This is a genomic window from Zoogloea sp. (genome assembly GCF_028693495.1).
Lineage (GTDB): Bacteria > Pseudomonadota > Gammaproteobacteria > Burkholderiales > Rhodocyclaceae > Zoogloea.
In genome coordinates this window covers 62637-73688 of record NZ_JAQUVG010000004.1, presented here as the reverse complement: position 1 = coordinate 73688, position 11052 = coordinate 62637, and the positions used below count along the sequence as shown (strand labels likewise).

Sequence of the window (11052 nt, the reverse complement as noted above, 5' to 3'; positions counted from 1 at the left end):
AGCCGGGTTCCATCAAGCCGCATACCCATTTCACTGGTGAGGTGTATGTGCTGTCGAAGGAAGAGGGTGGTCGTCATACCCCGTTCTTCAACAACTACCGTCCCCAGTTCTACTTCCGTACGACGGACGTGACCGGTTCGATCTCCCTGCCGGAAGGCACCGAGATGGTCATGCCGGGCGACAATATCGCCATGACGGTCAAGCTGATCGCTCCGATCGCCATGGAAGAGGGTCTGCGTTTCGCCATCCGTGAAGGTGGTCGTACCGTCGGCGCCGGCGTGGTCGCCAAGATCGTCGAGTAATTTTTGTCGGGCGCGGCATATGGGATGCCGCGCCATCTGCTCTTTGGGAATAAAAATGCAAAACCAGAAAATCCGTATTCGTCTCAAGGCTTTTGACTACAAGCTGATCGATCAGTCCGCCCTTGAGATTGTGGATACCGCCAAGCGCACAGGAGCGGTCGTTCGCGGTCCCGTACCGTTGCCGACCCGTATCGAGCGTTTTGACTTGCTGCGTTCCCCGCACGTCAACAAGACTTCCCGTGACCAATTCGAGATCCGTACCCATCTGCGCTTGATGGATATCGTTGATCCGACGGACAAAACGGTAGACGCATTGATGAAGCTGGATCTGCCGGCGGGTGTTGATGTGGAAATCAAGCTGCAGTAACTCAAAACTATTGCGCTAAAGGCGTTGGGGCCGGTATAATCCGGCCCTTGCGCTTTTTGGCGCAGTTTTGTAATGACAATCGGTCCTGGTCAATCGCAACCAGGGTAAGGAGAATAAAATGAGTCTAGGCCTTGTCGGGCGCAAGGTGGGCATGACTCGCATTTTTGCCGAGGATGGTGCTTCCATTCCGGTGACTGTGCTGGATGTGTCCAACAACCGTGTGACCCAGATCAAATCGGCTGAAGCGGATGGCTATACGGCCGTCCAGGTGACCTTCGGTGTTCGGCGTGCAAGTCGCGTTAACAAGGCGGCAGCTGGCCACCTTGCCAAGGCGGGTGTCGAGGCGGGTCACGTTTTCAAGGAATTCCGCATCGACGCCGACAATGTCACTCAGCTCAAGGCGGGTGATGTTGTTGGTGTGGATATCTTTGCTGTTGGTCAGAAGGTGGATGTGAGTGGTGTCTCGATTGGTAAGGGCTATGCCGGCACCATCAAGCGTCACAACTTCGCTTCTGGTCGTCAGACGCACGGTAACTCCCGTAGCCACAACGTTCCGGGTTCTATCGGTATGGCGCAGGATCCGGGTCGTGTTTTTCCCGGCAAGCGCATGACCGGCCATCTCGGTGCCGCCAAGTGCACCGTGCAGAACCTTGAAGTGGTCCGCGTTGATGTTGAGCGTGGTCTTTTGTTGATCAAGGGCGGCGTGCCTGGTCATGACGGTGCTGACGTGATCGTGCGTCCCGCTGTCAAGGCTGGCAAGTAACGGGAGGCGTGATGGAACTGAAGCTGTTGAATGAACAGGGTCAGCCGTCTGCAACCCTGCAGGCGTCCGATTCGCTGTTCGGTCGTGACTACAACGAAGCCTTGATTCACCAGGTTGTCGTTGCCTACATGGCCAATGCGCGCTCTGGCAATCGTGCCCAGAAAGGTCGTGACGAGGTTGCCCATACCACCCACAAGCCGTGGCGTCAGAAGGGTACCGGTCGTGCTCGTTCCGGTATGGGTTCGAGTCCGATCTGGCGTGGGGGCGGTCGCGCCTTCCCGAACAAGCCGGACGAGAATTTTTCGCAGAAAGTTAACCGCAAGATGTACCGGGCTGGTGTTGCTGCGATTCTTTCGCAACTCGCTCGTGATGGTCGCTTGTCGGTGGTCGAAGGCTTTTCTCTTGAGGCTCCGAAGACCAAGCTGCTTGCCCAGAAGCTCAAGGGGATGGGGCTTGAGTCCGTCCTGGTGATCACCGATTCGTTCGATGAGAACCTTTACCTGTCCTCCCGCAACCTTCCGAATGTGTTGGTTCTCGAGGTGAGTGAGGCAGATCCGGTTTCCCTGGTGCGCTTCCCTAACGTGCTCGTCACGAAGGGTGCCGTCGCCAAGATGGAGGAGATGTGGCAATGAGCGCATTCAAGCAAGAGCGTCTGATGCAGGTGCTGCTCGCTCCTCAAATCTCGGAGAAGGCTACCTACATCGCTGAAAAAAACGAGCAGGTGATTTTCCGTGTTGCGAGTGATGCGACCAAGCCTGAAATCAAGGCTGCCGTAGAACTGCTCTTCAAGGTTGAAGTTAAGGCTGTTCAGGTTGCCAACGTCAAAGGCAAGGAAAAGCGTTTCGGCAAGATCACTGGCCGTCGCAAGGGCTGGAAAAAGGCATTTGTCTGCCTCAAGCCGGGTCAGGAAATCAACTTTGCGGCCGGGGAGTAAGCACTATGGCACTCGTTAAAGTCAAACCGACCTCCGCCGGCCGCCGTGCCGTTGTCAAGGTTGTCAACGCCGGCCTGCACAAGGGCGCGCCCTATGCTCCGCTGCTTGAAAAGCAGTTCAGCACTGCCGGCCGCAACAACAATGGCCACATCACTACCCGTCATAAGGGTGGTGGTCACAAGCAGCATTACCGTGTCGTCGATTTTCGTCGCAACAAGGACGGCATCGTCGCCAAGGTCGAGCGGCTTGAGTATGACCCCAACCGGTCCGCAAACATCGCTCTGCTGTGCTATGCGGACGGTGAGCGGCGTTACATCATTGCGCCCAAGGGCATGGTTGTCGGTCAGTCCGTGGTCAGCGGTTCGGAGGCACCCATCAAATCGGGCAATGCGCTGCCGATCCGTAACATTCCGGTGGGTACCACCCTTCACTGCGTTGAGATGATCCCCGGTAAGGGTGCTCAGCTGGCTCGTGCGGCAGGTACTTCTGTCCAGTTGCTGGCGCGTGAAGGCACTTACGCGCAGGTTCGTCTCCGCTCCGGCGAGATTCGCCGTGTTCATATCGAATGCCGCGCCACCATTGGTGAAGTGGGCAACGAAGAGCACAGCCTGCGCAAAATCGGTAAAGCTGGTGCAAACCGTTGGCGTGGTATCCGCCCGACCGTCCGCGGCGTGGCGATGAACCCGATCGATCACCCGCACGGTGGTGGTGAAGGCCGTACTGGCGAAGGCCGCGTGCCGGTCAGTCCGTGGGGTCAGCCGACCAAGGGTTATCGTACCCGTAGCGTCAAGCGCACCGACTCCATGATTGTCCAGCGTCGGCACAAGCGATAAGAGGTAAGACATGGCACGTTCTATCAAGAAGGGCCCCTTCATCGACGCTCACCTGCTCAAAAAGGTGGACGCCGCGCGGGCTTCCAACGACAAGCGCCCGATCAAGACCTGGTCGCGTCGTTCTACCGTTCTGCCGGATTTCGTGGGTCTGACGATTGCTGTACATAATGGTCGCCAGCACATTCCGGTATACGTTTCTGAAAACATGGTTGGTCACAAGCTCGGCGAATTTGCGCTGACCCGTACGTTCAAGGGTCACGCTGCCAGCAAGAAAGCCAAGCGCTAAGGAGAGATGACAATGGAAACCAAAGCCACTCTCCGCGGCGTTCGCCTGTCGGAACAAAAAGGCCGTCTCGTGGCGGATCTGATCCGCGGCAAGTCCGTGGAACAGGCTCTCAACATCCTGGCTTTCTCGCCCAAGAAGGGCGCGAAAATCATCAAGAAGGTTGTCGAGTCGGCCATTGCCAATGCCGAGCACAACGATGGCGCCGATATTGACGCTCTGCGTGTCAAGACGATCTACGTCGAGCAGGGCATGACGCTGAAGCGCTTCACCGCCCGTGCTAAGGGCCGTGGCAACCGCATCAGCAAGCCGACCTGCCACATTTACGTGACTGTCGGAGAGTAAGGAGAACCCATGGGACAGAAAATCCATCCGACTGGCTTTCGCCTGGCGGTCACGCGTAACTGGGGCTCTCGCTGGTTTGCTGCTGGTAGCGACTTCTCCACGATGCTCAACGAGGACCTCAAGGTTCGCGCGCATCTCAAGAAGAAGCTTGCCCACGCCTCCGTGAGCCGTGTTGTCATCGAGCGTCCTGCAAAGAATGCCCGCATCACCGTTTTCAGCGCCCGTCCGGGTGTTGTGATCGGCAAGAAGGGTGAGGACATCGAGAAGCTGAAGGCTGATCTTCAAGGGATCATGGGCGTTCCCGTCCATGTGAACATCGAAGAAGTCCGCAAGCCCGAAACCGATGCCCAGCTGATTGCTGACTCGATCTCCCAGCAGCTCGTCAAGCGGATCATGTTCCGTCGCGCCATGAAACGCGCGATGCAGAACGCGATGCGTCTGGGCGCTCAGGGTATCAAGATCATGAGCTCTGGTCGTCTCAACGGCGCTGAAATTGCACGTACCGAATGGTATCGTGAAGGTCGTGTGCCCCTGCACACCCTGCGCGCTGACATCGATTACGGCGTCTCTGAAGCGCACACCACCTATGGTGTCATCGGCATCAAGGTGTGGGTTTACAAGGGTGAGGCTCTCGCCCGTAACGAGCAGCCCGCTGCGACGGAGAACGAGGGCGATGCCCGCCGTGGCCGTCGTCGCAATGAGGGTGCCGACAGCAAGCCGGGTGCCAAGCGGCCCGCACGCCGCAATGGTGGCGATCAGGCTGATGGTGCAAAACGGATCAAGAAAGAAGCAGGAGTGAATGATGCTGCAGCCGTCGAGAAGGAAGTATCGTAAGGAGCAGAAGGGCCGCAATAAGGGTCTCGCCACCCGCGGTGCCAAGGTTAGCTTTGGCGAGTACGGTCTGAAGGCGGTTGGGCGTGGTCGTCTGACTGCTCGCCAGATCGAATCTGCCCGTCGTGCCATGACCCGTCATATCAAGCGGGGTGGTCGTATCTGGATCCGTGTCTTCCCGGATAAGCCGATTTCCCAGAAGCCTGCGGAAGTGCGTATGGGTAACGGTAAGGGCAGCCCGGAGTACTGGGTTGCTGAAATCCAGCCCGGCAAGGTTCTCTATGAGATGGATGGTGTTGATGAAGCTCTGGCTCGCGAGGCGTTTCGCCTGGCAGCTGCCAAGCTCCCCATCGAGACCGTCTTCGTTGTCCGGATGGTGGGGTAAAACATGAAAGCTTCTGAATTGCGGGCGAAAGACGCCAGCCAACTCAATGCTGAACTGCTCGAACTGCTGAAGGCTCAATTCAGCCTTCGCATGCAGCTCGCCACCCAGCAGCTGGGCAATACGTCCCAGCTTGGCCAGGTTCGCAAGGACATTGCCCGGGTGAAGACCATTCTTCGTGAGAAGGCGGGTGTCAAATGAACGATCAAGTTAAAAAGGTCAAGCGTGTTGAAGTCGGTCGTGTTGTCAGCGACAAGATGACCAACACGGTCACTGTCCTGGTGGAGCGCCGTGTGAAGCATCCGCTTTACGGCAAGGTCATCACCAGGACTGCCAAGTACCACGCGCATGTTGAAGCGGGTGTTGCGAAAGAGGGCGATCTCGTCGAAATCGAAGAGACCCGTCCGATCTCCAAGACCAAAACCTGGCGTGTTACCAAGGTTCTTGAATCGGTTGTGCCGGTTTAACTAGGACTTGTTGCACAAATGGCTTGCCAAGAGATTGGCAAGCCATTATTATTGCTGTCTTTGCTCTTGCACGGTTCCGTGCAAGTCCAATCAACCCGAACGGGATCCAAAACTGGTCGCTTCCCGCGATCCAAGTTGGAGAGTTTAAATGATCCAAATGCAAACGATGCTTGACGTGGCCGATAATACCGGCGCGCGTCACGTGATGTGCATCAAGGTGCTTGGCGGCTCAAAACGTCGCTATGCCGGAGTTGGTGACATCATCAAGGTGAGTATTAAAGATGCGGCCCCTCGTGGTCGTGTCAAGAAGGGCGACGTTTATAGCGCCGTGGTGGTTCGCACTGCCAAGGGTGTTCGTCGTCCGGATGGCTCGCTTATCAAGTTCGACCGCAATGCTGCGGTCCTGCTTAACAACAAGGGCGAGCCTATTGGTACGCGCATCTTCGGGCCGGTTACGCGTGAGTTGCGTACCGAGAAGTTCATGAAGATCGTCTCCCTGGCGCCTGAAGTTCTCTAAGGGGTTATTGTGAATAAGATTCGCAAAGGCGACGAAGTTGCCGTCCTTACGGGCAAGGACAAGGGTAAGCGCGGTACCGTTCTGCGTATTCTGGAAGGCGCTGTCTTGGTTGAGGGTATCAACCGTGTCAAGAAGCATGTGCGCCCGAACCCGATGAAGGGCCAGATTGGCGGTATCGTTGAAAAGGAAATGCCGATCGATACTTCTAATGTGGCGCTCTTCAATGCGGCCACTCAGAAGGCTGATCGCGTCGGCTTCAAGGTTCTTGAGGATGGCCGCAAGGTCCGCGTCTTCAAGTCCAATGGCGAAGTAGTGGATGCGTAAGGGGTAGTTATGGCGCGCCTGCAAGAATTCTATAAAGAGACCGTTTCGCCTGAGCTTCTTACGAAGTTCGGCTACAAGTCGGTCATGGAAGTGCCCCGCATCACCAAGATCACCTTGAACATGGGTGTGGGTGAGGCTGTTGGCGATAAGAAAATCCTGGATAACGCTGTTGGCGATCTTCAGAAGATTGCTGGTCAGAAGCCGGTAACCACCAAGGCGAAGAAATCCATCGCGGGTTTCAAGATTCGTGACGGTTATCCGATCGGCTGCATGGTGACTCTTCGCGGGCCTCGCATGTACGAGTTCCTCGATCGCCTGGTTACGATCGCAATGCCGCGAATCCGCGACTTTCGCGGGATTGCCGGCAAGGGTTTCGATGGCCGCGGCAACTACAATCTGGGCGTCAAAGAGCAGATCATCTTCCCTGAAATCGAGTACGACAAGATCGATGCTCTGCGTGGGATGAATATCAGCATCACGACGACTGCCAAGACGGACGACGAGGCGCGCGCGCTGCTCGCCGCGTTCAAGTTCCCTTTCAAGAACTGAGGGTGATATGGCGAAACTGTCTCTGATCCAACGCGAACAGAAGCGCGCCAAAGCGGTTGCAAAATATGCGGCCAAGCGCGCAGCTCTGAACGAGCAGATCAACAACGCCAAGCTGACTGAAGAAGAGCGCATGGTTGCGCGTCTGAAGTTGCAGCAACTTCCGCGCAACTCCAGTCCCTGCCGCCAGCGTAACCGCTGCGAGCAGACTGGTCGTCCGCGTGGTGTTTTCCGTAAATTCGGTCTGTGCCGGAACAAACTGCGCGAAGTTGCTTTCCGCGGTGAGGTGCCCGGCATGACCAAGGCAAGCTGGTAAGGGGTCGATAGATATGAGCATGTCTGATCCGATCGCCGATATGCTGACGCGTATTCGTAACGCTCAGCAGGCGCAAAAGGGCTCTGTCGTGATGCCTTCTTCCAAGCTGAAGATTGCCATCGCCAAAGTTCTGAAGAGCGAAGGTTATATTGATGACTTCGCCGTCAACGATGCTTCCGGCAAGGCCGAACTGGTCCTGTCCCTGAAGTATTACGCCGGTCGCCCGGTTATCGAGCGCATTGAGCGTGTGAGCCGTCCTGGCCTGCGCGTTTACAAGGGTAGCGATGACCTGCCCCGGGTTATGAACGGCCTGGGTGTGGCAATTGTGTCCACGCCGAAGGGCGTGATGACTGATCGTGCTGCACGCGCTGGCCGTCTTGGCGGCGAAGTGCTGTGCCTTGTGGCTTAAGGGGAGGTTGATATGTCCCGTGTAGCCAAGAATCCTGTGGCCGTTCCGGCCGGTGTGGATGTCACTATTGGTGGCGGCCAGATTGTTGTCAAGGGCCCGCTCGGATCATTGACCCAGGCGGTTCATCCGTCGGTCAAGGTTGAGCGTGAAGGCGATGCCGTGCAGTGTTCCGCCATTGATGGTGCGGTCAATGCAAAGGCGATGTCTGGCACCATGCGTGCTCTCCTCAACAACATGGTTGTAGGCGTTTCCAAGGGTTTTGAGCGCAAGCTGAACCTGGTTGGCGTGGGTTATCGTGCCCAAGCCCAGGGTGACAAGCTCAATCTCTCCCTTGGCTTCTCCCATCCGGTTGTGCACCAGATGCCGGTCGGTGTCAAGGTGGAGACTCCGTCGCAGACCGAGATCGTCATCAAGGGTGTCGACAAGCAGGTCGTCGGCAAGGTTGCTGCTGAAGTTCGTGCGTATCGCGCTCCTGAGCCTTACAAGGGCAAGGGTGTTCGTTACTCCGACGAAGTGGTGACCTTGAAAGAAACCAAGAAGAAGTAAGGGCGGATCATGATCACCAAGAAGGAAACGCGTTTGCGCCGTGCACGGAAAACCCGTGCCAAGATTGCGGAAATGAAGGCAGTCCGTCTGTCCGTGTTCCGTTCCAATACCCACATCTACGCGCAGATCATTGCCGGCTGTGGTTCCAAGGTTCTGGCTGCTGCTTCGACCGTCGAGGCCGATGTGCGCGCCCAGGTGTCCAACGGCGGCAACAAGGCTGCCGCTGTGGTGGTGGGCAAGCTGATCGCCGAGCGTGCCAAGGCTGCCGGTATCGAGGCTGTTGCCTTCGATCGTTCCGGTTTCCAGTATCACGGCCGCGTCAAGGCGCTTGCCGATGCCGCCCGCGAAGGCGGACTGAAGTTCTAAGCGAGGTTTAGCATGGCTAAGCAGCAAGGTAATAAAAAAGTGCAGGCCTCCGAGGAGCGCGACGATGGCATGCGCGAAAAGATGGTCTCCATCAATCGCGTCACCAAGGTTGTGAAAGGTGGCCGTATTCTCGGTTTCGCTGCGCTGACCGTGGTTGGCGATGGTGACGGCGGTATTGGCATGGGCAAGGGCAAGTCCCGCGAAGTGCCGGTTGCCGTACAGAAGGCGATGGAAGAGGCCCGCCGCAAGATGGCAAAGGTCTCCCTGAGAAACGGTACTCTGCATCACTCCGTCATTGGTAAGCACGGAGCGTCCTCGGTCCTGATGCAACCGGCTCCCCAGGGTACCGGCATCATTGCCGGTGGTGCGATGCGTGCGGTGTTCGAGGTGATGGGCGTGACTGACATCATCGCCAAGTCCATCGGCTCCACGAATCCGTATAACGTGGTGCGTGCCACGTTGAATGGTCTTCTGGCCACCAATGCTCCGTCCGTGATTGCTGCCAAGCGTGGCAAGACGGTCGAAGAGATCCAGGGGTAAGCCATGTCCGACAAGAAACTGAAGGTCACGCTCGTCAAGAGCGTTATCGGCACCAAGCAGTCCCATCGTGCAACTGTGCGCGGTCTTGGGCTCCGTCGTCTCAACCACACGGTTGAGTTGCAGGATACTCCTGCAGTGCGGGGCATGATTACCAAGGTCGCCTACCTCGTTAAGTGTGAGGCTTAAATGCGCCTGAATGCCATCAAACCCGCAGCGGGCTCCAAGCACGCTGCCAAGCGAGTCGGTCGTGGTATCGGCAGCGGTCTCGGCAAAACTGCTGGTCGCGGTCACAAGGGTCAAAAATCCCGTACCGGTGGTTTCCACAAAGTTGGCTTTGAGGGCGGTCAAATGCCCATGCAGCGTCGTCTGCCGAAGCGTGGTTTTGTGTCCCTGACCCGTGCCCGCATCGGCGAAGTGCGCCTGTCCGAGATTCAAGCACTGCCCGTGGATGAGATCGATCTGCTGACCCTTCAGCAGGCTGGTGTTGTCGCTGCAGACGCACTGGCTGCCAAGATCATCCTGTCCGGCGAAATTACCCGCAAGGTCACTGTTCGTGGTGTTGGTGTGACCAAGGGCGCCAAGGCTGCCATTGAGGCTGCTGGCGGTTCCGTAGTCGACTCTGCCGAGTAAGGTTCAGCGTGGCCAATCAACCGTCCGCGCTGGCGGCACCTGGGAAGTTTGGGGATCTCAAGCGTCGCTTGATGTTCCTGCTGGGAGCACTGATTGTTTATCGAATTGGTGCTCACATCCCGGTGCCGGGTATCGACCCTGTAGCCCTTGCGGATCTGTTCAAGAGCCAGAAGGGCGGCATCCTCGGGGTGTTCAACCTTTTCTCGGGTGGTGCGCTGTCTCGTTTCACCATCTTCGCGTTGGGGATCATGCCGTACATTTCGGCATCGATCATCATGCAGTTGCTGACAGTTGCTTCACCGCAACTAGAAGCATTGAAGAAGGAGGGCGAGGCCGGACGTCGCAAGATCACGCAGTACACCCGTTATGGCACGCTCGCTCTGGCCCTTTTCCAGGGCCTCGGGATCGCTGTGGCACTGGAGTCGCAGCAAGGTCTGGTGCTTGATCCGGGGCTGATGTTCCGCTTTGTCACTGTTTCTACTCTGGTCACCGGCACAATGTTTTTGATGTGGCTGGGTGAGCAGATTACTGAACGGGGACTCGGCAACGGGATCTCGATCATCATCTTTGCAGGTATTGCTGCGGGTCTTCCGAGTTCACTCGGTGGCTTGTTCGAGCTGGTGAGGACGGGCGCAATGCACCCCTTCACTTCACTGGTAATCTGCATTCTGGTGGTGGCGGTTACGGCTGTAGTGGTTTTTGTCGAACGTGGTCAGCGCAAGATCCTGGTCAACTATGCGAAGCGTCAGGTCGGCAACAAGATCTTTGGCGGACAGAGTTCTCATTTGCCGCTGAAGCTCAACATGGCTGGAGTGATTCCTCCGATTTTTGCGTCCAGCATCATTCTTTTTCCGGCGACCCTGGCCCAGTGGTTTGGTTCATCGGAGAGCATGACCTGGCTCAAGGATCTTGGATCGACGCTCGCGCCGGGGCAGCCGATTTACGTGATTCTCTATGCTGCAGCGATTGTTTTCTTCTGCTTCTTCTATACGGCCCTTGTCTTCAATGCCAAGGAGACCGCTGACAATCTGAAGAAGAGTGGTGCTTTCGTGCCGGGCATACGGCCTGGCGAGCAGACGGCGCGTTACATCGACAAGATTTTGATGCGCCTTACGCTGGCGGGTGCGGTGTATATCACCCTGGTCTGCCTGCTTCCTGAGTTTCTGATCCTGAAATGGAACGTGCCGTTCTATTTCGGCGGGACATCCTTGTTGATCATCGTGGTGGTGACGATGGACTTCATGTCCCAGGTTCAGGCCTACATCATGTCCCACCAGTACGAAAGCCTGTTGAAGAAGGCTAACTTCAAGGGCTCGCGGGTTCCGCTCAAATAAGCTCCTGTCGAAGGAAG

The 11052-nt window shown here is 56.9% G+C and carries 22 protein-coding genes and 1 pseudogene; all 23 read left to right on the top strand.

Translation table 11 applies throughout. From position 1 onward, the window contains the following. Nucleotides 1–302, top strand: a pseudogene (gene tuf / locus PHD22_RS01680) (elongation factor Tu); the annotation flags it as partial. Between the two features lie 55 nt (nucleotides 303–357). Then, nucleotides 358–669, top strand: a complete 312-nt coding sequence (rpsJ, locus tag PHD22_RS01675; protein WP_079432648.1) for a 30S ribosomal protein S10 — start codon at nucleotides 358–360, stop codon at nucleotides 667–669. Nucleotides 670–787: 118 nt separating this feature from the next. Continuing rightward, nucleotides 788–1432, top strand: coding sequence for a 50S ribosomal protein L3 (gene rplC, locus PHD22_RS01670; RefSeq protein WP_299861340.1), 645 nt, complete (start codon nucleotides 788–790; stop codon nucleotides 1430–1432). Nucleotides 1433–1443: 11 nt separating this feature from the next. Next, entirely contained in the window at nucleotides 1444–2064 is a 621-nt protein-coding gene (rplD, locus tag PHD22_RS01665) for a 50S ribosomal protein L4 (protein WP_299861337.1), read from the top strand. After that, complete coding sequence (gene rplW, locus PHD22_RS01660) at nucleotides 2061–2366, top strand: 50S ribosomal protein L23 (RefSeq protein ID WP_299861335.1); 306 nt, start codon at nucleotides 2061–2063, stop codon at nucleotides 2364–2366. The genes rplD and rplW overlap by 4 nt, the downstream gene beginning before the upstream one ends. 5 nt (nucleotides 2367–2371) lie before the next feature. Next, nucleotides 2372–3199, top strand: coding sequence for a 50S ribosomal protein L2 (gene rplB / locus PHD22_RS01655; RefSeq protein WP_299861332.1), 828 nt, complete (start codon nucleotides 2372–2374; stop codon nucleotides 3197–3199). Nucleotides 3200–3209: 10 nt separating this feature from the next. Beyond that, nucleotides 3210–3485, top strand: a complete 276-nt coding sequence (gene rpsS, locus PHD22_RS01650) for a 30S ribosomal protein S19 (RefSeq protein WP_011767136.1) — start codon at nucleotides 3210–3212, stop codon at nucleotides 3483–3485. 12 nt (nucleotides 3486–3497) lie between these two features. Next, a complete protein-coding gene (gene rplV / locus PHD22_RS01645) occupies nucleotides 3498–3827 on the top strand; it encodes a 50S ribosomal protein L22 (protein ID WP_299861323.1) in 330 nt (109 codons plus the stop codon). 9 nt (nucleotides 3828–3836) lie between these two features. Next, the gene (rpsC, locus tag PHD22_RS01640) at nucleotides 3837–4661 is read left to right on the top strand and encodes a 30S ribosomal protein S3 (protein ID WP_299861321.1); all 825 of its coding nucleotides are present in this window, start codon (nucleotides 3837–3839) and stop codon (nucleotides 4659–4661) included. Further along, nucleotides 4630–5043, top strand: a complete 414-nt coding sequence (gene rplP, locus PHD22_RS01635; protein WP_079432654.1) for a 50S ribosomal protein L16 — start codon at nucleotides 4630–4632, stop codon at nucleotides 5041–5043. Before rpsC ends, rplP begins: the two co-directional genes overlap by 32 nt. A 3-nt stretch (nucleotides 5044–5046) precedes the next feature. Continuing rightward, entirely contained in the window at nucleotides 5047–5241 is a 195-nt protein-coding gene (gene rpmC, locus PHD22_RS01630) for a 50S ribosomal protein L29 (RefSeq protein ID WP_299861319.1), read from the top strand. Further along, complete coding sequence (rpsQ, locus tag PHD22_RS01625) at nucleotides 5238–5507, top strand: 30S ribosomal protein S17 (protein ID WP_299861314.1); 270 nt, start codon at nucleotides 5238–5240, stop codon at nucleotides 5505–5507. Before rpmC ends, rpsQ begins: the two co-directional genes overlap by 4 nt. Before the next feature lie 148 nt (nucleotides 5508–5655). Beyond that, the gene (rplN, locus tag PHD22_RS01620) at nucleotides 5656–6024 is read left to right on the top strand and encodes a 50S ribosomal protein L14 (protein WP_079432657.1); all 369 of its coding nucleotides are present in this window, start codon (nucleotides 5656–5658) and stop codon (nucleotides 6022–6024) included. 6 nt (nucleotides 6025–6030) lie between these two features. Then, on the top strand, nucleotides 6031–6348 hold the full coding sequence (gene rplX / locus PHD22_RS01615; RefSeq protein ID WP_299861350.1) for a 50S ribosomal protein L24: 318 nt from the start codon (nucleotides 6031–6033) through the stop codon (nucleotides 6346–6348). 9 nt (nucleotides 6349–6357) lie between these two features. Continuing rightward, on the top strand, nucleotides 6358–6897 hold the full coding sequence (gene rplE / locus PHD22_RS01610; protein WP_299861309.1) for a 50S ribosomal protein L5: 540 nt from the start codon (nucleotides 6358–6360) through the stop codon (nucleotides 6895–6897). Nucleotides 6898–6904: 7 nt separating this feature from the next. Then, nucleotides 6905–7210 carry a 30S ribosomal protein S14 gene (gene rpsN, locus PHD22_RS01605; RefSeq protein ID WP_299861306.1) on the top strand — a complete coding sequence of 102 codons (306 nt, stop codon included), beginning with the start codon at nucleotides 6905–6907 and terminating at the stop codon, nucleotides 7208–7210. Between the two features lie 13 nt (nucleotides 7211–7223). After that, on the top strand, nucleotides 7224–7619 hold the full coding sequence (gene rpsH / locus PHD22_RS01600) for a 30S ribosomal protein S8 (protein WP_299861304.1): 396 nt from the start codon (nucleotides 7224–7226) through the stop codon (nucleotides 7617–7619). Between the two features lie 12 nt (nucleotides 7620–7631). Next, nucleotides 7632–8165: a 50S ribosomal protein L6 gene (gene rplF / locus PHD22_RS01595; protein WP_299861302.1), complete on the top strand. Its 534-nt coding sequence runs from the start codon at nucleotides 7632–7634 to the stop codon at nucleotides 8163–8165. Nucleotides 8166–8177: 12 nt separating this feature from the next. Beyond that, nucleotides 8178–8531, top strand: a complete 354-nt coding sequence (gene rplR, locus PHD22_RS01590; RefSeq protein ID WP_299861347.1) for a 50S ribosomal protein L18 — start codon at nucleotides 8178–8180, stop codon at nucleotides 8529–8531. A 12-nt stretch (nucleotides 8532–8543) separates the two neighbouring features. After that, nucleotides 8544–9071: a 30S ribosomal protein S5 gene (gene rpsE, locus PHD22_RS01585; RefSeq protein ID WP_299861299.1), complete on the top strand. Its 528-nt coding sequence runs from the start codon at nucleotides 8544–8546 to the stop codon at nucleotides 9069–9071. Between the two features lie 3 nt (nucleotides 9072–9074). Then, complete coding sequence (gene rpmD, locus PHD22_RS01580; RefSeq protein WP_299861296.1) at nucleotides 9075–9257, top strand: 50S ribosomal protein L30; 183 nt, start codon at nucleotides 9075–9077, stop codon at nucleotides 9255–9257. Further along, nucleotides 9258–9701: a 50S ribosomal protein L15 gene (rplO, locus tag PHD22_RS01575; RefSeq protein WP_299861293.1), complete on the top strand. Its 444-nt coding sequence runs from the start codon at nucleotides 9258–9260 to the stop codon at nucleotides 9699–9701. A gap of 71 nt (nucleotides 9702–9772) precedes the next feature. Further along, nucleotides 9773–11035 (top strand): preprotein translocase subunit SecY, encoded by a 1263-nt coding sequence (gene secY, locus PHD22_RS01570; RefSeq protein ID WP_299861344.1) that lies wholly within the window; start codon nucleotides 9773–9775, stop codon nucleotides 11033–11035. Nucleotides 11036–11052: the final 17 nt, after the last annotated feature.

What these genes read in the sequence shown, in the direction of transcription:
- rpsJ (WP_079432648.1), top strand. Translation starts at nt 358, where the DNA reads ATGCAAAACCAGAAAATCCGTATTCGTCTCAAGGCTTTTGACTACAAG.
- rplC (WP_299861340.1), top strand. Translation starts at nt 788, where the DNA reads ATGAGTCTAGGCCTTGTCGGGCGCAAGGTGGGCATGACTCGCATTTTT.
- rplD (WP_299861337.1), top strand. Translation starts at nt 1,444, where the DNA reads ATGGAACTGAAGCTGTTGAATGAACAGGGTCAGCCGTCTGCAACCCTG.
- rplW (WP_299861335.1), top strand. Translation starts at nt 2,061, where the DNA reads ATGAGCGCATTCAAGCAAGAGCGTCTGATGCAGGTGCTGCTCGCTCCT.
- rplB (WP_299861332.1), top strand. Translation starts at nt 2,372, where the DNA reads ATGGCACTCGTTAAAGTCAAACCGACCTCCGCCGGCCGCCGTGCCGTT.
- rpsS (WP_011767136.1), top strand. Translation starts at nt 3,210, where the DNA reads ATGGCACGTTCTATCAAGAAGGGCCCCTTCATCGACGCTCACCTGCTC.
- rplV (WP_299861323.1), top strand. Translation starts at nt 3,498, where the DNA reads ATGGAAACCAAAGCCACTCTCCGCGGCGTTCGCCTGTCGGAACAAAAA.
- rpsC (WP_299861321.1), top strand. Translation starts at nt 3,837, where the DNA reads ATGGGACAGAAAATCCATCCGACTGGCTTTCGCCTGGCGGTCACGCGT.
- rplP (WP_079432654.1), top strand. Translation starts at nt 4,630, where the DNA reads ATGCTGCAGCCGTCGAGAAGGAAGTATCGTAAGGAGCAGAAGGGCCGC.
- rpmC (WP_299861319.1), top strand. Translation starts at nt 5,047, where the DNA reads ATGAAAGCTTCTGAATTGCGGGCGAAAGACGCCAGCCAACTCAATGCT.
- rpsQ (WP_299861314.1), top strand. Translation starts at nt 5,238, where the DNA reads ATGAACGATCAAGTTAAAAAGGTCAAGCGTGTTGAAGTCGGTCGTGTT.
- rplN (WP_079432657.1), top strand. Translation starts at nt 5,656, where the DNA reads ATGATCCAAATGCAAACGATGCTTGACGTGGCCGATAATACCGGCGCG.
- rplE (WP_299861309.1), top strand. Translation starts at nt 6,358, where the DNA reads ATGGCGCGCCTGCAAGAATTCTATAAAGAGACCGTTTCGCCTGAGCTT.
- rpsN (WP_299861306.1), top strand. Translation starts at nt 6,905, where the DNA reads ATGGCGAAACTGTCTCTGATCCAACGCGAACAGAAGCGCGCCAAAGCG.
- rpsH (WP_299861304.1), top strand. Translation starts at nt 7,224, where the DNA reads ATGAGCATGTCTGATCCGATCGCCGATATGCTGACGCGTATTCGTAAC.
- rplF (WP_299861302.1), top strand. Translation starts at nt 7,632, where the DNA reads ATGTCCCGTGTAGCCAAGAATCCTGTGGCCGTTCCGGCCGGTGTGGAT.
- rpsE (WP_299861299.1), top strand. Translation starts at nt 8,544, where the DNA reads ATGGCTAAGCAGCAAGGTAATAAAAAAGTGCAGGCCTCCGAGGAGCGC.
- rpmD (WP_299861296.1), top strand. Translation starts at nt 9,075, where the DNA reads ATGTCCGACAAGAAACTGAAGGTCACGCTCGTCAAGAGCGTTATCGGC.
- rplO (WP_299861293.1), top strand. Translation starts at nt 9,258, where the DNA reads ATGCGCCTGAATGCCATCAAACCCGCAGCGGGCTCCAAGCACGCTGCC.
- secY (WP_299861344.1), top strand. Translation starts at nt 9,773, where the DNA reads ATGTTCCTGCTGGGAGCACTGATTGTTTATCGAATTGGTGCTCACATC.